The following is a 19083-nucleotide window of genomic DNA, read 5'->3' as shown; positions in this document are numbered from 1 at the left end:
GCGAAAAAGCCCAGCGCTAGGCTGGGCTCGGAGGATTTAGTTGGTAGGCTGTCTACTGTGATGCCAGTAGAGGTACAGCAATCCCAGTGGCGCGATGAAGATCGCCAGGAACCAGCACATGAACATCGTCATCACTTTGATAAACAGCATCAGCAGCGCATTCACGAAGAACATGTTGCGGCCCATGATGAAGCCCACCACGCTCTCGTAAACAAATCGAGAATAGGGATAGAGCAAGGTACTCACCACCGAGATGGCTACCGTTGCGAAATCAATACCTAGTGGAGCGCGTGATTTCATGTAAATGAAAAAAGCCCCAAACAGCGCGCCGAAGAATAACTGCCGAGCGTAGTAGCTCGGGGTTAGCCCCCCAAAAGTCTTTGCCAAAAACTGTCGCATAAGATCCATCTCAAGGTTCAAGGGGCGCAAATTCTACCAGTCTGGCCCCACCTCAAGTAAATCCCTAAAACGAACAAGCCCAGCTCTATGGCTGGGCTTTTTGGCGATGTTTGTCGAAGGCAAAAGATCATCAACCGGGTATGCGACCTACTCGACATCGGGCCTGGCGCCACCTTCGTACGCAATGGAGGCGATGATGGCTCTGACGATGCCCGGCCCCATGCCGGTCACCCCTAATACCCCATCCCAAACCAAACCAAATTGCCACCATGCCGCATCCGGCCACGGAGGGCGGCGCATGCATAGATCCATCGGGGGCAAATCTAAACCTCTGGAATATCGGTACTCCAAACAGCCAGTTCGTATCCATCTGGGTCGGTGAAGTGGAATCTCCGCCCTCCAGGGAAAGAGAATATTTCTCGGCTGATACGGGCGCCCGCCGAAACAAGTTTACGTTGCGACTCTTCGAGATCAGTTGAATACACGATCACCAGCGGGCCTCCGGGCTGCACGGGCTCCCCGGTCGTAAAACCACCAGTAAGACGCCCATCGCTAAATTCTGTGTAGCTGGGGCCATAGTCCACAAAGCTCCAGCCGAAGGCCTCACCGTAGAAAGCCTTGCTGCGCTCAATGCTCGCTACATTGAACTCAATGTTATCGATCTTGCTGTCTCTGCTCTGGCTCATCTAAACCTCCTTGTTTGATGCACGCAATCTAACACGACGCAGTCTTGTTCACCTCTAACAGCCACAGACCAAATCAATTTTTCGGCATTCACACTGCCACCATGCCGCATCCGGCCACGGAGGGCGGCGCATGCATGGACAAAGCCATGAACGTCGAGACATCGACCGTCACCAAGCTGCTGATCACCGAGGTGCACGGCCTCGACCCGATCAGTGTGTACCTCGAAGACCCGGCGCCATGGAGCCGAACCCTGACTGGGCCTACCTCTGCCGCGTCATCGCGACAGAGGTAGGCCCTGGGCAAAGAGCTTCCGATCGCCGCCTGACACTCCGGCGCTGCCCGCCAGCACCTCAACGCTTGCCGCCGAGTGCGGGCGGCAGGGCCGTGAAGAACCAGTAGATTCCAGTTCCCAGCACTAGGGTCCAACGGCTTTGCGGGTTGAGAAACATCCCAACCACCCCAAGCGTGATCAGGGTCAAGCCAGCCCACCGTCTGCGCTTCGGGTTGAACCATAGCTGGAACGCCCGAAGTCTTTCACGCAACTGCATTACCACTCTTCCTCTTTGGTAAGCGGCCAAGCATAACAACAGCAGCGCTGCACGCCAGCGCCTTCCCCACATACGAAAACGCCGCCTGATGAGGCGGCGCTGAATGACGAAGACCGGACGTTACCAGGTCTTCGGCTCTGACTTCTTGTACGAGCCACCGGTCATGCACTTCTCGACCAGGTCTTCGCGAGCCTTGTTGTCTGAAAGCGTTTTCAGGTAGTCGGGCTGACAGTGTTCGCTGGTCGGCTCGTAGGCTGCCGTGTCGACGGCGTCTTCTTTGCAGCCAGCCAAGCTCATAACGAGTGCCGCAGCGAGGATTGAGGTAAGGCATGACTTCACGGTTTGAATCCCTTGTCCTGGCTCTCATCAGGCGGAGTGATGTTCCAGAGATTCTCGCTGGCTTCCTGCTGTGCCTGCGCCTTCTTCTCTTCCTCGGACTCCCAGCACCCGCTGAGGGACAGGGCAGCAATGGCGATGATGGCTGAGCCAATGATGGTGCGTTTCATGAGGTTCCTTCCTGGAAATGGCCGGGCTTTATATCAAACCTCCCCACCCTCCGCAAAACGTGGCGCCGTGCCATCAGCCAGCGCCTTCCCCTATTCAAGGATAACGCCTCTCCGGCGAGGGCGGCTCCTTGGCGATCAGCCACTGCCCAGGCTGTTGCAGCCTAGTCTTCGACAACTCGGAACTGCATCTCCACCGGACCGCCGGGTGCACGCGACTCCATCACCGAAACATGCTTTGCCCCGCAGTGCTGGCAGTAGAAGGCCTGCCTGTTCAATTCTTCATCGTGATCCAGCTCTGCTTCCGTTTCTTTCTCACAGTTCTGGCAGACGAACTTTGTAGTCATCTCCGGACCTCCTCTACCAATGTAACATTCAGCGTAGCCCGGCTTTGCCAGGCTCCGAGGTATCCCCATGCCCACAGAAAACAAACCGACCAAGCCGCTGAAGGTTGAGCGCTCGACGGTAACGAAGCTGGTGATCACCGGCGCACCTCGGCTGGACACGATCACCGTGTTCCTTGAGGACTTCGGCCCCCCCTTAAAAGTCAGCCGTAACGCGCCAGGAGTACACCTGCACTCCACCCAGCTGTAACCCCTCTCCCTCTATTTCGAGGCGGCGAGAAGATCGGCGGCAGGAGCGCCCTCGGCAGCGATGCGACGAGCTTGAGCCACTCCCCTGGCAAGCATCCTCGTCATCGACTCGCCTGGCTGAGAGGTGAATGCCTCTTCGTATAAAGCCATCCCTCACCGGGCATAAATCCCCAAGAACATCTGCGTCCCACCAGGTCGGCAAAACCTCACCCGAACATCAATACGAGTGCCGTCATTCGGCAACGCTGACCTGGCCGCCTCAGTTCGGCAGTTCCAGTTCCGCGATATCAGACCGAAGGCTGCCTCTGAAATCGAAGACATAGGGCACGCCAGCAGGCTATTGGGGCACTCGAAGGAAGAGATCACCAAGCGCGTCTACCGGCGCGTTGGCGAGATCGTGAGCCCCACAAAATAAGGGGGGTTGCGGAACACATGCCAAAAGTTGCGGAACACTTCAGCTTTTTCTGCGCACAAAGAAAAACCCCGCAGACGTTAATCTGCGGGGCTTTCGAATGGTGGAGGCCGAGGTCGGAATCGAACCGGCGTAGACGGATTTGCAATCCGGAGCATAACCACTTTGCTACTCGGCCTCAAAGGTCGGATCTAGCTGCTTGCGCTTCGCTATCTCCTTGAAACGCTGAACCTTTTTCAAAGTTTGCTGCGTTTCGATGGGCGCCATTATGTCTTCATTCCTTTCACCTTGCAACCCCCTGAACAAAAAAAAATTTCAACGGGTTCAAGGTGTTAGCGCAGGCGGCCGAGTTTACTCCATAAGCCCACCACAGTGTTCTCCACCGTGCCACTGGCAGCCATGCCGATTCGCTCTTGAAGGCTCTTGCGTTCGGCATAGTGCAGGTGAAACAGGTTGGCGTTGCGCGCGCGGGCGCTGAGGTACTCGTCGCTGGTTTGCAGTTCGTCCACCAACTGGCGGTTGAGTGCGGCAACGCCGAGCCAGACTTCGCCTGTGGCCACTTCATCAATATGCAGTTGCGGGCGATAGCGGGCGACAAAATCCTTGAACAGCTGGTGGGTGATGTCCAGGTCTTCCTGGAACTTCTCCCGGCCTTTGTCGGTGTTTTCGCCAAATACGGTCAGGGTGCGCTTGTACTCACCGGCGGTCAGCACTTCGAAGTCGATGTCGTGCTTCTTCAACAGGCGGTTGATGTTGGGCAACTGCGCCACCACCCCGATCGAACCCAGCACGGCGAACGGCGCACTGACGATTTTCTCGCCGATGCAGGCCATCATGTAACCACCGCTGGCGGCCACCTTGTCGATGCACACGGTCAGCGGGATGCCCGCCTGGCGAATGCGCGCCAGTTGCGATGCAGCCAGGCCGTAGCTGTGCACCAGCCCACCACCGCTTTCGAGGCGCAGCACCACTTCGTCACGCGGGGTGGCGAGGGTCAGCAGCGCGGTGATTTCGTTGCGCAGGCTTTCGGTGGCAGAGGCTTTGATGTCGCCATCGAAGTCCAGCACGAAGACCCGGCCCTTTTCCTCGGCCTTGCCTTTCTTCTGCTGTTTTTCCGCCTTGGCCTGCTGCTTGCGCAAGGCCTTGAGCTGGGCCTTGTCGAGCAGGCCGGACTCCAGGCGCTCGCGCAGGTCCTTGTAGAATTCGTTCAGGCGGGTGACCTGCAGCTGCCCACCCGGCTTGCGCCGCCCTTTGCTGCGCAACCCGGCGATGGCCGACAGCACCACGAGGATGGCGATGACCAGGGTGGCGGTTTTGGCGAGAAAGCTTGCGTACTCGGCAAGAAACTCCACGTTGACTCCTTAAATACCTGCGCCAAAGCGGCGCTTAACTGTTGCAAGCATACCGCTGCACCTGAGGCGCTGCCAGCCGGTGTAAACGCTGGCAACACCTTTCAAACAACCTTTTCAAACGCTTGTATGTTTTTTCGTTGACAGCCCGTGTGCTGCATCCTAACCTCGCAGCAACCTCCAAACAGGCCGGAACCTTTCGTGGGCAACCTCTACCTGATCCGACATGGCCAAGCCTCCTTCGGTGCCGATGACTACGACGTCCTCTCGCCCGTGGGCGTGCGCCAGAGCCAGGCCCTGGGTGAGCACCTGGCCCAACTGGGTATTCGGCTGGACCGCTGCGTGGCAGGCAACCTGCGCCGCCAGCAGGATACCGCACGCCTGGCCCTGGAGGCCTTGCATGCCAGCGGCTGCCCGGTGCCGGCTGTTGAGACCGACGCCGCGTTCAATGAGTTCGATGCCGATGGCGTCATCCGCGCCCTGTTGCCCGGGCTGCTGCCAGAAGAACCCGATGCCCTGCACATCCTGCGCAATGCTGCGCAGCACCGCAGCGAGTTCCAGCGCCTGTTCGCCTTGATGGTGCAGCGCTGGCACGCGGGCCAACATGCCGACGATGGCCTGGAAAGCTGGCAGGCGTTCACCCACCGTGTACAAGGTGGCCTGCAGCGCGTGCTGGATGCCGCCGGCAGCGGCGACAATGTCGCCATCTTCACATCGGGCGGCACCATCGCCGCCCTGCTCCACCTGGTTACCCGTATTACCCCCAGCCAGGCGTTCGCGCTGAACTGGCAGATCATCAACACGTCGCTCAGCCAGCTGAAGTTCCGCGGCCGCGACGTGGCACTGGCCTCCTTCAACAGCCAGGCCCATGTGCAGCTGTTGAGGGTACCGGAGCTTGTCACCTATCGATGAGCCCGGTTTGTTGTGTCCCTGCGGGGACGTGTAAATAACTCTATAAGGAATGCGCCATGACCTCCGTAGCTGATGCCGTCAAAAAGATGCAAGAGAAGTTCAACCCATCCGCTGCCGCCGGCCTGGACCTGGTGTTCGGCTTCAACATCACCGACGAAGGCAAGCAATACGCGCTGATCGTCAAAGACGGCACCTGCGACCTGCAGGAAGGCGAAAACCCGGACGCCAACTGCACCCTGGTGATGGACAGCGAAACCCTGAAGGGCATCGTCAGTGGCGAAACCGACGGCATGCAGGCCTTCATGGGCGGCAAGCTGCGCGTTGAAGGCGACATGATGCTGTCGATGAAACTCAGCGAGCTGTTCCCGTCCTGAGGGCTGGGTACACCGGATGATCGAAAAACCGAAGCCGTGGCGGCTTCGGTTTTTTTTTGCCCTGCATTCGGTGCAGTGATCGACCTGCAACACCCTCGCCTATATGGCACTTGGCACGCTTGTTCCAGCGCCGCCAGGCCATTAGATTAGCCAATAGTCCTTGCGATCGAGAATAAGGAAAACGCATGACGCTCACCGACCAGTCCACCCAGGTACGCCCCGGCGAAGAACTCGACGCGGCCGTCATCGACCCTTACCTCAAGGCCAACATCCCCGGCCTGGACGGCCTGCCGCGCATCAGCCAGTTCCCGGGAGGGGCCTCCAACCTCACCTACCTGGTCAGCTACCCAGACCGGGACTTTGTGCTGCGCCGCCCGCCCTTCGGGCAAAAGGCCAAGTCGGCCCACGACATGGGCCGCGAGTTCCGCATCCTCAATCAGTTGAACAGTGGTTTCCCCTTCTGCCCCAAGGCGTATGTGCACTGCACCGACAGCAGCCTGATCGGCGGCGAGTTCTATGTCATGGAACGGGTCAAGGGCATCATCCTGCGCTCGGACATCCCCGCCGAGCTGAACCTGGACGCCAGCCGCACCGAGGCCCTGTGCAAAAGCTTTATCGACCGCCTGGTCGAGTTGCACCAGGTGGACTACAACGCCTGCGGCCTGGCCGACCTGGGCAAGCCGGAAGGCTACGTGCAGCGCCAGATCGAGGGCTGGACCAGCCGCTACGAAAAAGCCCTGACCCCGGATGCCCCGCGCTGGGAAAAGGTGACCGCCTGGCTGCACGATAAAATGCCCGCCGACCATCCGAAACCCGCCATCGTGCACAACGATTACCGCTTCGACAACGTGATCCTCGACGCCGACAACCCCATGCGCATCATCGGTGTGCTGGACTGGGAAATGGCCACCCTGGGCGACCCGCTGATGGACCTGGGCAACAGCCTGGCCTACTGGATCGAGGCCGACGACCCGGCGCCGGTGCAACTGATGCGCCGTCAGCCGAGCAACGCCCCAGGCATGCTCACCCGCCGCCAGTTCGTGGATTACTACGCCGAGCGCGCGGGCATCCCGCTGGACAACTTCGATTACTACTATTGCTATGGCCTGTTCCGCCTGGCCGGCATCGTCCAGCAGATCTACTACCGCTACTTCCACGGCCAGACCCAGGACAAGCGTTTCGCCCAGTTCATCCATATGAACCGCTTGCTGGAGCAGATGAGCTTGCAGGTCATCGCGAAGTCCAGCCTCTGAACAACGCCACGACGACGGATAACAAGGAAAAAAGCATGTCCAAGACCCACCTGTTCGACCTCGACGGCAAGATTGCCTTCGTTTCCGGCGCCAGCCGCGGCATCGGCGAAGCCATCGCCCACCTGCTGGCCCAGCAAGGTGCCCATGTAATCGTTTCCAGTCGCAAGCTAGACGGTTGCCAACAGGTGGCCGAGGCAATCATCGCGGCGGGTGGCAAGGCGACGGCGGTGGCCTGCCACATCGGTGAGATGGAACAGATCCGGCAGGTGTTCGCCGGCATCCGCGAACAGTTCGGGCGCCTGGACATCCTGGTCAACAACGCCGCCACCAACCCGCAGTTCTGCAACGTGCTGGACACCGACCTGAATGCGTTCCAGAAGACCGTGGACGTGAATATTCGCGGTTACTTCTTCATGTCGGTGGAAGCCGGCAAGCTGATGCGCGAGCATGGCGGCGGCAGCATCATCAACGTGGCGTCCATCAACGGCGTGTCCCCCGGCCATTTCCAGGGTATCTATTCGGTGACCAAGGCGGCAGTCATCAACATGACCAAAGTCTTCGCCAAAGAGTGCGCCCAGTTCGGCATTCGCTGCAACGCCCTGCTGCCGGGCCTGACCGACACCAAGTTCGCCTCTGCACTGGTGAAGAACGACGCCATCCTGAACGCCGCACTGCAGCAGATCCCGCTCAAACGCGTGGCCGACCCCAAGGAAATGGCCGGCGCGGTGTTGTACCTGGCCAGCGATGCCTCCAGCTACACCACCGGCACGGCACTCAACGTCGACGGCGGCTACCTGTCCTGATCAGGCTTTGACCGCCACCAAGGTGTAACTCAGGGGCAAGCGTGCAGGCTGCTCGCGCAAGCGGTACTCACCATCGCTGCCCTTGAGCATCTGCCCCGGCAGCGCCTCCCAGGGGATGCTCTGGTGCTCGACCAGTGCCGTCAATTGCAGCCCCTGCGCCAGCAGGGCAGTCACGACTTCACCCAGGCCGTGGTTCCATTCGTGGGTTTCGGTGTGGGCAAGGCGCTGTTCGGTCTCGACGTAGGTCTGGTCGTTGTGCCACACCGTCGGCGCTTCGTGCTCGAAATACGGGTATTCGAGCTGCAGGCGGTCCTGGTGGTCTTCGTTGATGGCCATCAGCATCGGGTGCCCATCGCGCAGGAACAACCGCCCGCCAGGCTTCAGCAGCGCCGCGACCGCACGCGCCCACGGCTCGATGCGGGGCAACCAGCAGAGCGCGCCAATACCGGTGTAGACCAGGTCGAACGTGCCTGCCGGCAGTACCTTGTCGGCGGCATAGACGTCGGACTCGACATACGCGATGGGCATCGCGCAACGCTCGGCCAGTGCCCGCGCCTCCACCAGCGAAGCCGCCGAATAGTCCAGGCCGCAGACCTTGGCGCCAAGGCGTGCCAGCGACAAGGTGTCGGTGCCGATGTGGCACTGCAGGTGGACGGTGTTCAGCCCGGTGATGTCGCCAAGCAAAGGCAGGTCGAAGCGCACGGTTTCGGAAAGGTGCCCGGGGCGCTGGACCAGAATATCGACTTCGTATTCCTTGGAGGCAGCGTGCAGCGGGGCGCGTTCGTCCCAACTGGTGCGGTTGAGTTGCAGTGAGCGGTCCATGGCGTCTTCCTTGAGTGGTGACGGCTCATGCTAGCCGCCACCTGCTCATCTACGACACCACTGCCTTGCTAAAAATTGTAAAGGCCGAAAAACACCCACCGAGCAAACAACTGGACTGCACTGGCCCTTACAGGCAGGTAGCCGCCGCTGCCCGGCGCTGCAGCGCCACGCCGTCATTCTTCTGCGCGTAGTAGTCGACCCGCGCCCCGCCCGCCTGGGGGTAAACATCCACAAACGCCTCCGCCTCACGGGTATAGACCGTGAACCCGCCCTGCTTGCGGGGTTCCAGGTAGCCACTGGCATCGTCGCCGAACACCTTCTCTTCCTGCCAGCTGTACTGGATGCACTGCGCCACCAGCTCCGGCGCCTTGTGCGAATCGAGCTGCGCAGCCGGCTTGCCGCCGCGGGCCGTCTCCATGGTCGCAGAAGCACAACCGACCAGTATCAGCGCTGCGGCCATCGGCAGAATCGCACGCATGTTCCATCCTCAGGGTATTGAAAAAGATGCGACTCTAGCACTGGCGGGTATCGCGAGTGAATTGTCACGCGCATGCCGCTGTCGCAGATAAGGTATACCGCCATCAGGAGCACCACATGAAGCTTCACTATCTGCTACTCGCCGCCCTGCCCTGCCTGCCCCTGGCCGTTAGCGCCGCGCCCTCCAGCGAAGAAAGCATCACCGCCCCGGAAACCCACAATCGCACGCTTGAAGTGGGCGACAAGGCCCCGGACCAGTACAAACGCGACGAGGAGGCCATCAAGGACTGGAAAGCCAAAGGCTTGCCAGCACCCGAGAAGGAAAGCCATTGGGTACGCATGGGTGACCACTACGTGCTGGTGCAGATCACCAACGGGGTAGTGCTGGCGATTCAGCCGGCATCCTGATTCATCCCGCCTGGATCAACGCTGCCATGTGCACCGTGTTGCGCCCGGCGGCCTTGGCCTGGTACAGCGCCGCATCGGCTTGGGCCAGCAGGTTGGCGGTGCTGTCTTTGGGGCCCGGCACACCACACCACAAGCCGACGCTGAAGCGCAGTTCGATCTGGTCACCGGCAAAGCGCGCCGGGTTGCGCGCACACGCATGCCCAGGCCGACCAGGCTGATCAACGCACCGATCTGCAGCAGCAGGTGGGCCCTGCCCGGCCGCTCGGCATGGCGCCACGCCCAGTAAAGAATCATCGAGCACTGCAGCATCAATACCAGCGTCGCCAGCAGCATGCAGGCGGAGATGACGAAGATGACACGCCAGGGCACCACCTGCTCACGCACCCGGAACAGGCTGGCGGTGTAGAACGCCAGAGCCAGCGACAGCAAGCTGTTGCCCAGGCCGTAGCTGACCCACAGCGGGGCCTGGGCATAGACGGTGTAGCAGACATAAGCCAGCGCATGCATCAGCAGCCCGCAACCGGTGAGCAGCAGGTTGTCACGGCGGTTGCTGCGCCCGACCAGCAACAGGCAGAACGCCAGAATGGTTGCGACCAGTACAACGGCGGCGAACAACGTGGGGTATGGGCGATCATCGTGATTCACCGAGTGGCAGATTGCCGTCTTGGCTGCGGCTTGCCCCACAGTTTATAGGGACATTGCCCGCGCGACCCTGACCGAATGGGACAGAACAACAGCCTGCAAGCACGCCGCTCATCACTGCAGCGCCATTTTTTTGCCCGCCCGGGAAACCAAATGGATCATTTCCAGTCTCAGGAAGTGTCCCGTAAACCATTGCGGATCAAGGACCTATATCGTGATGACCCGCCTTGCAAGCCTTTCGCTGATTGCTGCATTTTTGCTGACCGCAGGCTGCCACAGCCATCGCTACCATGACGACGACGATGGCTGGCGTGACCGCGACCGTGGCCATCGCCACCACCATCGGCATGACCGCGATGACGATGACAATCGTCAGTACCGCGGTGACCGCGACTACCGCTGAAGCGTCTTTACCCCCCTGACCTGCCGCCCGTTGCGCGGCAACTTAACCTGATGATTCCTTTGAGGTTCGTATCATGCGTCTGACTCTGCCTTCCCTTGCCCTCGGCCTGCTGCTGTGCCAAGGCGCTTTCGCCGGTGACGGTACTGCCGCCATTGGCGGTGGCCTGGGTGGTGTCCTGGGTAACGTTGTCGGTCAACAACTCGGCGGCAAGACCGGCGCGGCCATCGGTGCCGGCGTGGGCGGCGCAGCCGGCAGTGCGGTAGGTGCACGCAAGGGCAACCGTACCGAAGCCGCCATCGGCGGTGGCCTGGGCTCGGCTGGCGGCTCGCTGCTGGGCGGCGCAGTGGGCGGCAAGACCGGCTCCACCGTCGGTGCCGGCCTGGGCGGCGCGGCCGGTGGTGCCCTCGGCAACCACCTGGGTGACGACAACCGCGGCAGCAAGAAGCACCGCCGTCACCGTCACTGATCAGCTGACTCAAGGGCCGCATAGCGGCCCTATTTGTTGCAGCACATCAACACCCCCTTCATCACAAGCTGGCACATTGGCTGCTACTGTCTATCGTGCCCCGTGTGAAGGAACACCCTCTCCCCATGAACCAAGATCTGCTCTGGGTCCTCGGCCTGCTGGCCATCGTCGTCGTTCTGTTCATCATCAATCGCCCACGCATGGACGTGGTCGCGCTGATGGTGATTCTGGCCCTGCCGCTACTCGGCATCCTTACCGTGGAGCAGGCCCTGGCCGGCTTCAGCGACCCCAACGTGGTACTGATCGCCGCCCTGTTCGTGATCGGCGAAGGCCTGGTGCGCACCGGTATTGCCTACCGTATTGGCGAATGGATGAGTGAGCGGGCCGGCAATAGCGAGACACGCCTGCTGGTGCTGCTGATGGTGGCCGTGGCCGGGCTGGGGTCGATGATGAGTTCCACCGGCGTGGTGGCCATTTTCATCCCGGTGGTGCTAAGCATTGCCGCGCGCCTGCAGCTGTCGCCCAGCCGCCTGATGATGCCTCTGGCGTTTGCCGGGCTAATCAGCGGCATGCTAAGCCTGGTGGCCACACCGCCCAACGTAGTGGTGCACAGCGAGCTGGTGCGCAATGGCGAAGCGGGCTTCAGCTTCTTCAGCTTTACTCCGTTCGGCCTGGTGGTGCTGGTGCTGGGCATCGGCTACATGCTGCTGACCCGCCACTGGCTGAACGGCGAAGTACGCAAGGACGGCCGTGTGGAAACCCGCCGCACACTGCTGGACCTGGTGCTGGACTACAAGCTCAACGGCCGTGAACGGCGCCTGCGCATACGCCCTGATTCACCGCTGATCGGCCATACCCTCGGCGAGCTGGAGTTGCGCACCCGGCACGGCGCCAACGTGATCGGCATCGAGCGCCAGCACAAGTTCACCACACGGGTGATCGGCGCCGACTCCAACACCGTACTGCACCAGGGCGACGTGCTGCTGCTTGACCTGTTCGCCAACCGCGACGACCTGCGCAGCCTGTGCCAGGCCATGCAACTGGAGCCCCTGCACTTCAAGGCAGCCTACTTCATCGATCAGTCCCAGGAACTGGGCATGGCCGAGGTCTCGCTGCCGCCGGGCTCGCAGTTGATCGGCAAAAGCATTCTCGAACTGGCCTTCCGCACCCGCTTCGGCCTCAACGTGGTCGGCCTGCGCCGCGAACAGGCCGCTATCGAAGAGCAACTGGTGGAAGAAAAGCTGCGCCTTGGCGATACCTTGCTGGTGGTCGGCCCGTGGAAGGCCGTGCGCCAGTTGCAAAGCCAGCCCAAGGACTTTCTGGTACTGAGCCTGCCCGCCGAGATCGACCAGGTCGCGCCAGCCCGCACCCGCGCGCCACAGGCGTTGCTTAGCCTGGCGGTGATGGTCGGGCTGATGGTGAGCGGTACCGTGCCCAATGTCATCGCGGCCTTGATCGGTTGCCTGCTGATGGGCGCCGGCCGCTGCATCGACATGAACAGCGCCTATCGGGCCATTCATTGGCAAAGCCTGGTGCTGATCGTCGGCATGCTGCCGTTCGCCCAGGCACTGCAAAAAACCGGTGGTATCGACCTGGCGGTGGGCGGGCTGGTCAGCGTGCTGGGTGGCGCCGGCCCAAGTGCCATTCTCGCCTGCCTGTTCGCCGTCACGGCGGTGATTGGCCTGTTCATTTCCAACACGGCCACTGCGGTATTGATGGCGCCGGTGGCTGTCAGTACCGCCGCGCAACTGGGCATGTCACCCTACCCGTTTGCCATGACCGTGGCCCTGGCCGCATCGGCGGCATTCATGACGCCGGTGTCATCGCCGGTCAACACACTGGTGCTGGGGCCGGGGCAATACCGCTTCGCCGACTTCGTCAAAATCGGCGTGCCGTTCACCGTGCTGGTGATGGTGGTCACCGTCGTGATGGTGCCGTGGTTCTTCGGGTTGTAAAGGAAAGCAACAAGGATTAGAGGCAATTTGACATTATCTCGACCGATCGCGGCAGATTGACATCAACTGGCCTGACGAAACACACTACGGGTATTGCCCCAGGTGCTTCAAGGCGTTGTCCTGGATTTCGTTTCCGCTTGCCGGTCGAGTTCATGGTTTTTCCAGCCCAATCGCGCTTGTTGCCTTATGTCGTTCTGCTTTGCCTGACCTTTGCCCTCACCCTGGGCGGCATCCTGGCACGCCCGATCGAATCGCTGTCGCTGTTCTGGCCAGTGAACGCTGTGTTGGCCGGCGTACTGTTGCGCTACCCTCGCCTGGCCACCCTGACCGGCTTCAGCCTGGTGTGGCTGGCCATGGTCGGCGCCGACCTGTTGTGTGGCAGTGCCTGGGTGCCGGCCCTGTGGTTCAACCTGTGCAATCTTGCTGTGGTAGTAACCCTCTGGCAGCTGCTGTCGCGCTTGCCACGGCTGCACCGGCGCATGCGCACCCCGCACGGCGTACTCAGCGTGTTCGCCGCCTGTGCCGCCGCCGCCATGGTGGCGGCCAGCATGGCAGCGGTCATGGCTGCACCCTGGTTCGAGCAATCCTTACGCGCCACCTGGCTGGCCTGGTTCAGCGAACAGTTCTCGACCAGCGTGCTGGTGCTGCCGGTGCTGTTCACCGCGCCCTCGGTACGGGCCCTGGTGCGCGGAGGTGCCCAGGCCATCCGCCTGGCGCCGCTGCTGGTGCTGCTGGTCTCGCTGGCGGTCAGCATTGCCTTTGGCGGCCCCGGTGCCATCGCCTTCCCGATTGCCGCCTTGCTGTGGTGTGCCTGGACCTACTCGCCATTCATGGTTTCGCTGCTCACACTCACCGCCGGCAGCACCTTGATTGTGGCGGTGGCGCAAAACCTCATGCACTTCAGCGTGCCGCAAAGCGAGCCTGGGGTGACCACGCTGATGTCGGCGCGCCTGGGCATTGCCATGCTGGTGCTCGGCCCGCTGGTGGTGGCCTGCGTCAGCCAGGCCAACCGCAGCCTGATGGCCCGCCTGGCGCACCAGGCCACCATCGACCACCTGACCGGCGTGCTCACCCGCAGTGCCTTCACCCGCCGCGCCAACGCGCTGCTGGACAGCCGCCAGCAGCATGCCCAGGCGCTGCCACTGACCCTGATGATGCTGGACATCGACCACTTCAAGTCGATCAACGATGCCCATGGCCACGGGGTCGGTGACCAGGTGCTGCGCCAGTTCGCCAGCACCCTGCAAGACCAGTTGCACAACGATGAACTGCTCGCGCGCCTGGGCGGCGAGGAGTTTGTCGTCATCCTCCCGGGCCTTGCCCCAGAACGTGCCAAGTTCACCGCCGAACGCCTGCGCCGCGCGGTACAGGACCTGCACGTGGTGCAGGCCGACCAGCGCCTGCAGATTACCGTGAGTATCGGCCTGGCCGGCTGCGACGCCAATATCCCGGCCCCCAGCCTGGACACGTTGCTGGCAAGCGCCGATCAGGCGCTGTACCGGGCCAAGGCCCATGGCCGCAACCGCGTCGAACAGGCAGAAGCACAGCGCCAGGTGGTGTGACTCAACCGGCCAGCAAGTCCCACGACAGCTTGGCGATCAGCACGCACAGCAGTATCAGGAACAGCCCGCGCACAAAGCCTGCGCCCTTGCGTACTGCCAGCCAGGTGCCGGTAAGGGCCCCGAGCACGTTGCACGCCGCCATGGGCAGCGCGATGGCATACAGCACGTTGCCAGAGGGCACGAAGAACACCAGCGCCGCCAGGTTGGTGGCAATGTTCACCACCTTGGCCGAGGCCGAGGCGTGCAGGAAGTCCAATGCGAAGAAGCGGATGAACAGGAAGATCAGGAAGCTGCCGGTGCCCGGACCGAACAGGCCATCGTAAAAACCGATCGCACCACCGATCAGCACCGCCAGGCACTGCTCCTTGCGGCCGATCTTCGCGGGTTTGTGCAGCGTGCCGAAGTCTTTCTTGCAGAAGGTGTAGATGGCCATCAGCACGATCATCCCCAGCACTGCCGGGCGCATCACACTGGGCGGCACCAGTGATACCGTGGCCGCGCCTGCGAACGACATGACAAAGGCGCTGAGCGCTGCCGGCACGATCAGCCCCCAGTCCAGCGTCACCTTGCGAATGAACGAGCGCGCCGCGAAGGCCGTACCACACACAGACGCCAGCTTGTTGGTGCCGAGCAACGCCGCTGGTTGCGCGGTGGGCAGCACGTTGAACAAGGCCGGGATCTGGATCAGCCCGCCGCCCCCCACTGCGGCGTCGATCAGCCCAGCGGCAAAGGCGAACACAGAAAGCACAGCAACATCCATCATGACGCGGTTCCAGGCAGAGAAGACCCCAGCAAGGCTAATCAAAGTGCTGCGCTTGTGTTGAAATGCCATATTGCAAAAACTGCAACAAGGAGCAGGCAATGGCATTGGACATGTTGCGGGAAATCCAGGCGTTCGTCAGCGTGGCACACAAGCGCAGCTTCGTGGCCGCCGCCCGCGCGCTGGGGCGCTCACCCAGCGCGGTAACCCGTGCGGTACAAACCCTTGAAGACAACGCCGGAAGCAAGCTGCTCAACCGCAACGCCAACGCCGTCACCCTCACCGAAGCCGGTGAGCGCCTGCTGCCCCATGCCGAACGCTTGCTGGATGTGCAACGTGATGCGGCCGACGAGTTGGCCGCGCTCAGTGGCAGCGCCGAGGGCTGGATACGCTTTGCCGTGCCGCAACTGCTGGGTGAGCATGTGCTGCCACAGGTGCTCGCCGAGTTCTCCCGCTGCCACCCCAAAGTCACCCTGGACGTAAGGTACTGCGACGAAACCCTCGACCCGCTGCAAGGCAAGTTCGATTTCGTGGTACGTGGGGCCTTTCCGCAATCGAGCGAGCTGATCGGCTACCCGCTGTGGGCCTACCAGCGCCACCTGTATGCCAGCCCGGCTTACCTGGCGGTGGCCGGCACACCACAGCACCCTGAAGAGCTCGAAGGGCATGCGCTGATCCTGCACACCGCCCCGCGCATTCTCAAGGCCTGGCATTTTTGCCGCGACGACCAGATTACCAGCCTGCGGCCCAGGCCGAGGCTACGCCTGGACTCCGGTGACGCGGTGTACCACAGCGCCCTGGCCGGGGCAGGCATCGCCCGCCTGGCTGCCTGGGTTGGCGAAGCGCAGGTCAAGGCCGGGCGGCTAGGCCGGGTATGCCCGCAATACCGCCTGACTTCCAGCAGCGGCCAGGACCCGCAAATGCATGCCGTGTACCCTGCTGGCGAACTGCCGGCGCGGGTACGCGACCTGCTAGCGGCACTGCGCCGTGCCGGCCTGGCCTGCTAAAACAGCCCGCCGAAATGACTGTTCAATTTCTGCTCAATTTAACAGAGCCCGCCTCGGGCCTGGCTTACAGCACTTTATCCACAGACCTACCCACGTTTTTTGTGGACAGATTTCCCAACGCAAAGAACGACTTATCGCACAACCAGCAACGCCGTGTTTGCCAGCTTGACCAGCTCGATCCACTCCGCCGTGGTGATCACTCCGGCCTGTTCCAGCACCAGGGCATCGCGCAATGCCTGGTCATATCCCTGCTCATCAAGTGTGCCTTCGGCAAGAAAACGGCTACGCCACTCCAGCATGGCTGAAGTGCCTTTCTTGTATTCCATTGATGTATCGACTCCACGGCAAAAAGACCGGCCCGAATGAGCGGCGGCGGGAGACTACACGAGGCTTTTGCACTTGAGAATGACTTGCAGCTACCGCTGGTCCAGCAGTGCAAGCAGGGGGAATACTGGCCAATTGGTCAGGCATTGGGCCCGTCATTTGAAATAGACGGGCCGCGCAGGAAAAAAGCAGTTGAAGTCAGCTTGGCGGAATGGTGCCAAGAATACCAATCAGAATGGTCAGTAGCAGAAAACCACCCAGGAACAGCGCCAGCTTGCCCATTGGAACCTCTACAGTTGTGATGCGGGAATGGACATATTGTCGAGCCTGGGCTGATACGGTTACAGATTCAGGTTTGTGGAAAAAAAGCGGATCAGATGCGCCGCAGATACATTATTGCTACATGAGCTTTCAAGACGGGTTACAGGCTCCGGCTGTAACCACGCAGGGTGGCCTGCCCTTCAAAAGGCGACTGAACGCAGCTGACACGAGATGTCGAGCTCGATTGAGAGCACATGAATTGAAACGTAGTTTGTAGGACTTTTTACTGTGCGCTGTGGGAAGAATCGCGGTAGGGGTACAAACCTGTATGAAACATCAGTTTCTCCAGTTAATTCGAGCTGCTACGGTCCATTTTTCCTACAACGGCACGGAAGCCTACAGCACGAGAAAAGCATGGACCCGTTCAACACTTCGGCCCTGAAGCTACAGAAAAAATTGCTGGACCTGCGCCTTGAGTGCGACCGCCTGAGAAGTGAGGGCAAGGACATGGAAGCGGACCGCCTCGCCGGGCCGATCGCGCAAATTGAGGCGGCTATCAGGCAGTTGCCGGATAACCTCAAGCCCGTGACCCTGCAGTGACCGCTACTGCTCCCGCAAGGCATGCACCAGACTTGTAGGAGCGGCCTTGTGTCGCGACAGGGCTGCGTAGCAGCCCCGGCAATTTATGCATTTTCGCTGAAACCCTGGGGCTGCTGCGCAGCCCTGCCGCGACACAAGGCCACCCATACACAAAGCGCGCAGCACAGTCCATCGGCTTTAGAACAGCTTGACCGTGTAACTGAGGATCAAGCGGTTCTCATCGATGTCGGTGCGGTAGTTGGAGCGCGCCATCACGTTGCGCACGCGCACCCCAAACCCGGCCAGCGGCCCGCTCTGCACCACGTAGGCCAGGTCCAGGTCACGCTCGCGGTCCCGCCCTTCAAAGCCCAGCCCGGTGTCCACGTCGCGCCCTGTCACATAACGCAGGGTCGACGTCAGCCCCGGAAGCCCCAAGGCGACAAAGTTGTAGTCATGCCGCACCTGCCACGAGCGTTCGCCTGGCGCCGAGAACTCATAGGTCGGCAGCGTATTACCCATCGGGTTGGTGTTTGCACCCACCTGGATGAAGCCATCATCGCCGCCGATCTGCTGGTAGCCCACATAAAAGGTATGCCCGCCGGTCTTGGCCGAAAACAGGCTGAACAGCGCATGGTTGTCATAGTCACCGGCAATCTTGCGCCCGTCCTCCCGGGCATCGAAGTAGCCGGCATTGACCCCCAGCGTCCAGTCCCCCAGCGGCTCGGCGTGCTTGAAGCTGTAGAAGCGCTGCTGGTAGATATCCTCCAGTTGCGCCTGCCATACACCGACGCTGGTACGGTTGCCGTTGAAGGCATAATCGGCGCCAACGTAGTTGAAGCGGTCACTGGTGAAACGCGCCAGCCGCGCAGGGTTGATCGGGTCGTTGACCAGCGCGTACATTTTCTGGCTGTTGGACGAGTCGCGCAGGCTGGTGGAGCGGAACTGGCCGGCATTCAGGGTCAACCCGGCAAACTCGCGCGACTCCAGCATCGCGCCCTGGTAGGTAGGCGGCAGCAGGCGCAGATCGCTGAACAACAGCACAGGCAGGTTGGGCATCAACTCGCCCACCTTCAGTTCGGTTTGCGAGACCTTGAATTTGATCGCCGCCCCCAGGCGGCTGTATTCGTCCGCCGACTTGCCGCTGTCCAGGCTGGGCAGCAACCCGGACCTGGCATGCTGCGGGCTGCTGTCGAGCTTGAAACCAAGCAGGCCCGTCACATCCACGCCGACGCCGAGCGTGCCCTGGGTGTAGCCGGAGCTTGCGTTCAGGATAAAACCCTGCGCCCATTCCTGGGTACGCGACTGGGTGCTCGCGCCCTTGATATCGGCATAATCGCGGCTGAAGAAGTAATTGCGTGCCTGCAGCGTGGCGCGGGCACCTTCGATGAAACCGGCCTCCTCTGCCGAGGCCTCGGGGCACAACGCGGCGGCGATACACCCGCCGGCCAGGCACGCAGACGAAGAAAAACGCGGTGCAGTGAAACCTTGCATGGAGCGACTCCTGGAATCGGGCAACAGCAACCCGGCGCGGCGGCCGTGTATGGCCGCCAACGTGCGGGTTGCATCGAGTGAGGGTCGGCAGGC

At 61.5% G+C, this 19083-nt stretch carries 25 protein-coding genes, 1 tRNA gene and 3 pseudogenes; 14 read left to right on the top strand and 15 right to left on the bottom strand.

What is annotated here, in order from left to right; all coding sequences use genetic code 11:
* Positions 1–36 precede the first annotated feature (36 nt).
* Positions 37–399, bottom strand: a complete 363-nt coding sequence (locus SB756_RS02285; protein ID WP_410910083.1) for a hypothetical protein — start codon at positions 397–399, stop codon at positions 37–39.
* 323 nt (positions 400–722) lie between these two features.
* The gene (locus SB756_RS02280; RefSeq protein ID WP_341796140.1) at positions 723–1085 is read right to left on the bottom strand and encodes a VOC family protein; all 363 of its coding nucleotides are present in this window, start codon (positions 1083–1085) and stop codon (positions 723–725) included.
* Between the two features lie 146 nt (positions 1086–1231).
* On the opposite strand from SB756_RS02280, the gene SB756_RS02275 reads away from it, so the two are divergent.
* Positions 1232–1378, top strand: a complete 147-nt coding sequence (locus SB756_RS02275) for a hypothetical protein (RefSeq protein ID WP_410910082.1) — start codon at positions 1232–1234, stop codon at positions 1376–1378.
* A 58-nt stretch (positions 1379–1436) separates the two neighbouring features.
* Here the strand turns inward: SB756_RS02275 and SB756_RS02270 are convergent, their stop codons facing one another.
* The 4 genes from SB756_RS02270 to SB756_RS02255 all read right to left on the bottom strand — a co-directional run bounded on the left by SB756_RS02270 (position 1437) and on the right by SB756_RS02255 (position 2484).
* Positions 1437–1634: a hypothetical protein gene (locus SB756_RS02270; RefSeq protein WP_410910081.1), complete on the bottom strand. Its 198-nt coding sequence runs from the start codon at positions 1632–1634 to the stop codon at positions 1437–1439.
* Positions 1635–1754: 120 nt separating this feature from the next.
* Positions 1755–1973, bottom strand: a complete 219-nt coding sequence (gene trbK, locus SB756_RS02265; RefSeq protein ID WP_341796142.1) for an entry exclusion lipoprotein TrbK — start codon at positions 1971–1973, stop codon at positions 1755–1757.
* A complete protein-coding gene (locus SB756_RS02260) occupies positions 1970–2140 on the bottom strand; it encodes a hypothetical protein (RefSeq protein WP_019471592.1) in 171 nt (56 codons plus the stop codon). Before SB756_RS02260 ends, trbK begins: the two co-directional genes overlap by 4 nt.
* Before the next feature lie 161 nt (positions 2141–2301).
* Positions 2302–2484, bottom strand: a complete 183-nt coding sequence (locus SB756_RS02255; protein WP_063422729.1) for a hypothetical protein — start codon at positions 2482–2484, stop codon at positions 2302–2304.
* Positions 2485–2551: 67 nt separating this feature from the next.
* Between SB756_RS02255 and SB756_RS02250 the strand changes: the two genes are divergently transcribed.
* A complete protein-coding gene (locus tag SB756_RS02250; RefSeq protein WP_410910421.1) occupies positions 2552–2731 on the top strand; it encodes a hypothetical protein in 180 nt (59 codons plus the stop codon).
* 11 nt (positions 2732–2742) lie between these two features.
* Here the strand turns inward: SB756_RS02250 and SB756_RS02245 are convergent.
* Positions 2743–2967: pseudogene (locus SB756_RS02245) on the bottom strand (hypothetical protein); the annotation flags it as partial.
* 1 nt (position 2968) lies between these two features.
* On the opposite strand from SB756_RS02245, the pseudogene SB756_RS02240 reads away from it, so the two are divergent.
* A pseudogene (locus SB756_RS02240) lies at positions 2969–3145 on the top strand (integrase); the annotation flags it as partial.
* A gap of 101 nt (positions 3146–3246) precedes the next feature.
* Here SB756_RS02240 and SB756_RS02235 read toward each other — a convergent pair.
* Positions 3247–3320: transfer RNA gene (locus SB756_RS02235), tRNA-Cys, on the bottom strand.
* A 154-nt stretch (positions 3321–3474) separates the two neighbouring features.
* Positions 3475–4494 (bottom strand): protease SohB, encoded by a 1020-nt coding sequence (gene sohB, locus SB756_RS02230; protein ID WP_258653214.1) that lies wholly within the window; start codon positions 4492–4494, stop codon positions 3475–3477.
* A gap of 198 nt (positions 4495–4692) precedes the next feature.
* On the opposite strand from sohB, the gene SB756_RS02225 reads away from it, so the two are divergent.
* From SB756_RS02225 to SB756_RS02210, 4 genes are all read left to right on the top strand, one after another.
* Positions 4693–5403 carry a histidine phosphatase family protein gene (locus tag SB756_RS02225; RefSeq protein ID WP_341796198.1) on the top strand — a complete coding sequence of 237 codons (711 nt, stop codon included), beginning with the start codon at positions 4693–4695 and terminating at the stop codon, positions 5401–5403.
* Positions 5404–5459: 56 nt separating this feature from the next.
* Positions 5460–5777, top strand: a complete 318-nt coding sequence (locus SB756_RS02220) for an SCP2 sterol-binding domain-containing protein (protein ID WP_016487959.1) — start codon at positions 5460–5462, stop codon at positions 5775–5777.
* Between the two features lie 185 nt (positions 5778–5962).
* Positions 5963–7030, top strand: a complete 1068-nt coding sequence (locus tag SB756_RS02215; protein WP_410910080.1) for a phosphotransferase family protein — start codon at positions 5963–5965, stop codon at positions 7028–7030.
* A 35-nt stretch (positions 7031–7065) separates the two neighbouring features.
* The gene (locus SB756_RS02210; RefSeq protein ID WP_016498902.1) at positions 7066–7833 is read left to right on the top strand and encodes an SDR family oxidoreductase; all 768 of its coding nucleotides are present in this window, start codon (positions 7066–7068) and stop codon (positions 7831–7833) included.
* Here SB756_RS02210 and SB756_RS02205 read toward each other — a convergent pair whose 3' ends face one another.
* Both SB756_RS02205 and SB756_RS02200 read right to left on the bottom strand, forming a co-directional pair.
* Complete coding sequence (locus SB756_RS02205; RefSeq protein WP_410910079.1) at positions 7834–8655, bottom strand: class I SAM-dependent methyltransferase; 822 nt, start codon at positions 8653–8655, stop codon at positions 7834–7836.
* 127 nt (positions 8656–8782) lie between these two features.
* Positions 8783–9133 (bottom strand): hypothetical protein, encoded by a 351-nt coding sequence (locus tag SB756_RS02200; protein ID WP_341796201.1) that lies wholly within the window; start codon positions 9131–9133, stop codon positions 8783–8785.
* 116 nt (positions 9134–9249) lie between these two features.
* On the opposite strand from SB756_RS02200, the gene SB756_RS02195 reads away from it, so the two are divergent.
* Positions 9250–9540, top strand: a complete 291-nt coding sequence (locus SB756_RS02195; protein WP_016498899.1) for an RcnB family protein — start codon at positions 9250–9252, stop codon at positions 9538–9540.
* A 1-nt stretch (position 9541) separates the two neighbouring features.
* Here the strand turns inward: SB756_RS02195 and SB756_RS02190 are convergent.
* A pseudogene (locus SB756_RS02190) lies at positions 9542–10185 on the bottom strand (diguanylate cyclase domain-containing protein).
* A gap of 214 nt (positions 10186–10399) precedes the next feature.
* Here SB756_RS02190 and SB756_RS02185 point away from each other — a divergent pair.
* From SB756_RS02185 to SB756_RS02170, 4 genes are all read left to right on the top strand, one after another.
* On the top strand, positions 10400–10585 hold the full coding sequence (locus tag SB756_RS02185; protein WP_063422710.1) for a hypothetical protein: 186 nt from the start codon (positions 10400–10402) through the stop codon (positions 10583–10585).
* Positions 10586–10658: 73 nt separating this feature from the next.
* On the top strand, positions 10659–11051 hold the full coding sequence (locus tag SB756_RS02180) for a glycine zipper domain-containing protein (RefSeq protein ID WP_016498896.1): 393 nt from the start codon (positions 10659–10661) through the stop codon (positions 11049–11051).
* Between the two features lie 125 nt (positions 11052–11176).
* Positions 11177–13006 carry an SLC13 family permease gene (locus SB756_RS02175; protein ID WP_341796203.1) on the top strand — a complete coding sequence of 610 codons (1830 nt, stop codon included), beginning with the start codon at positions 11177–11179 and terminating at the stop codon, positions 13004–13006.
* A gap of 137 nt (positions 13007–13143) precedes the next feature.
* Positions 13144–14568, top strand: a complete 1425-nt coding sequence (locus tag SB756_RS02170; RefSeq protein WP_341796204.1) for a diguanylate cyclase — start codon at positions 13144–13146, stop codon at positions 14566–14568.
* A 1-nt stretch (position 14569) separates the two neighbouring features.
* Here SB756_RS02170 and SB756_RS02165 read toward each other — a convergent pair whose 3' ends face one another.
* Entirely contained in the window at positions 14570–15331 is a 762-nt protein-coding gene (locus SB756_RS02165; RefSeq protein WP_410910078.1) for a sulfite exporter TauE/SafE family protein, read from the bottom strand.
* 98 nt (positions 15332–15429) lie between these two features.
* Between SB756_RS02165 and SB756_RS02160 the strand changes: the two genes are divergently transcribed.
* Positions 15430–16335, top strand: a complete 906-nt coding sequence (locus SB756_RS02160; protein ID WP_410910077.1) for a LysR substrate-binding domain-containing protein — start codon at positions 15430–15432, stop codon at positions 16333–16335.
* A gap of 131 nt (positions 16336–16466) precedes the next feature.
* Here SB756_RS02160 and SB756_RS02155 read toward each other — a convergent pair whose 3' ends face one another.
* Positions 16467–16661, bottom strand: a complete 195-nt coding sequence (locus tag SB756_RS02155; RefSeq protein ID WP_341796206.1) for a hypothetical protein — start codon at positions 16659–16661, stop codon at positions 16467–16469.
* A gap of 673 nt (positions 16662–17334) precedes the next feature.
* On the opposite strand from SB756_RS02155, the gene SB756_RS02150 reads away from it, so the two are divergent.
* The gene (locus tag SB756_RS02150) at positions 17335–17520 is read left to right on the top strand and encodes a hypothetical protein (protein ID WP_341796207.1); all 186 of its coding nucleotides are present in this window, start codon (positions 17335–17337) and stop codon (positions 17518–17520) included.
* A 177-nt stretch (positions 17521–17697) separates the two neighbouring features.
* On the opposite strand, the gene SB756_RS02145 is transcribed toward SB756_RS02150, so the two are convergent.
* Positions 17698–18990: an OprD family porin gene (locus tag SB756_RS02145; RefSeq protein WP_410910076.1), complete on the bottom strand. Its 1293-nt coding sequence runs from the start codon at positions 18988–18990 to the stop codon at positions 17698–17700.
* Between the last annotated feature and the right edge of the window lie 93 nt (positions 18991–19083).

Origin of the sequence: Pseudomonas sp. SIMBA_068 (genome assembly GCF_046534705.1) — a bacterium.
Taxonomy (GTDB): Bacteria; Pseudomonadota; Gammaproteobacteria; order Pseudomonadales; family Pseudomonadaceae; genus Aquipseudomonas; species Aquipseudomonas putida.
Note: the sequence above shows the minus strand (reverse complement) of the source record. Positions and strands in the feature narration are given on the sequence as shown.

What these genes read in the sequence shown, in the direction of transcription:
- SB756_RS02285 (WP_410910083.1), bottom strand. Translation starts at nt 399, where the DNA reads ATGCGACAGTTTTTGGCAAAGACTTTTGGGGGGCTAACCCCGAGCTAC.
- SB756_RS02280 (WP_341796140.1), bottom strand. Translation starts at nt 1,085, where the DNA reads ATGAGCCAGAGCAGAGACAGCAAGATCGATAACATTGAGTTCAATGTA.
- SB756_RS02275 (WP_410910082.1), top strand. Translation starts at nt 1,232, where the DNA reads ATGAACGTCGAGACATCGACCGTCACCAAGCTGCTGATCACCGAGGTG.
- SB756_RS02270 (WP_410910081.1), bottom strand. Translation starts at nt 1,634, where the DNA reads ATGCAGTTGCGTGAAAGACTTCGGGCGTTCCAGCTATGGTTCAACCCG.
- SB756_RS02260 (WP_019471592.1), bottom strand. Translation starts at nt 2,140, where the DNA reads ATGAAACGCACCATCATTGGCTCAGCCATCATCGCCATTGCTGCCCTG.
- SB756_RS02255 (WP_063422729.1), bottom strand. Translation starts at nt 2,484, where the DNA reads ATGACTACAAAGTTCGTCTGCCAGAACTGTGAGAAAGAAACGGAAGCA.
- SB756_RS02250 (WP_410910421.1), top strand. Translation starts at nt 2,552, where the DNA reads ATGCCCACAGAAAACAAACCGACCAAGCCGCTGAAGGTTGAGCGCTCG.
- SB756_RS02220 (WP_016487959.1), top strand. Translation starts at nt 5,460, where the DNA reads ATGACCTCCGTAGCTGATGCCGTCAAAAAGATGCAAGAGAAGTTCAAC.
- SB756_RS02215 (WP_410910080.1), top strand. Translation starts at nt 5,963, where the DNA reads ATGACGCTCACCGACCAGTCCACCCAGGTACGCCCCGGCGAAGAACTC.
- SB756_RS02210 (WP_016498902.1), top strand. Translation starts at nt 7,066, where the DNA reads ATGTCCAAGACCCACCTGTTCGACCTCGACGGCAAGATTGCCTTCGTT.
- SB756_RS02205 (WP_410910079.1), bottom strand. Translation starts at nt 8,655, where the DNA reads ATGGACCGCTCACTGCAACTCAACCGCACCAGTTGGGACGAACGCGCC.
- SB756_RS02200 (WP_341796201.1), bottom strand. Translation starts at nt 9,133, where the DNA reads ATGCGTGCGATTCTGCCGATGGCCGCAGCGCTGATACTGGTCGGTTGT.
- SB756_RS02195 (WP_016498899.1), top strand. Translation starts at nt 9,250, where the DNA reads ATGAAGCTTCACTATCTGCTACTCGCCGCCCTGCCCTGCCTGCCCCTG.
- SB756_RS02185 (WP_063422710.1), top strand. Translation starts at nt 10,400, where the DNA reads ATGACCCGCCTTGCAAGCCTTTCGCTGATTGCTGCATTTTTGCTGACC.
- SB756_RS02180 (WP_016498896.1), top strand. Translation starts at nt 10,659, where the DNA reads ATGCGTCTGACTCTGCCTTCCCTTGCCCTCGGCCTGCTGCTGTGCCAA.
- SB756_RS02175 (WP_341796203.1), top strand. Translation starts at nt 11,177, where the DNA reads ATGAACCAAGATCTGCTCTGGGTCCTCGGCCTGCTGGCCATCGTCGTC.
- SB756_RS02165 (WP_410910078.1), bottom strand. Translation starts at nt 15,331, where the DNA reads ATGATGGATGTTGCTGTGCTTTCTGTGTTCGCCTTTGCCGCTGGGCTG.
- SB756_RS02160 (WP_410910077.1), top strand. Translation starts at nt 15,430, where the DNA reads ATGGCATTGGACATGTTGCGGGAAATCCAGGCGTTCGTCAGCGTGGCA.
- SB756_RS02155 (WP_341796206.1), bottom strand. Translation starts at nt 16,661, where the DNA reads ATGGAATACAAGAAAGGCACTTCAGCCATGCTGGAGTGGCGTAGCCGT.
- SB756_RS02150 (WP_341796207.1), top strand. Translation starts at nt 17,335, where the DNA reads ATGGACCCGTTCAACACTTCGGCCCTGAAGCTACAGAAAAAATTGCTG.
- SB756_RS02145 (WP_410910076.1), bottom strand. Translation starts at nt 18,990, where the DNA reads ATGCAAGGTTTCACTGCACCGCGTTTTTCTTCGTCTGCGTGCCTGGCC.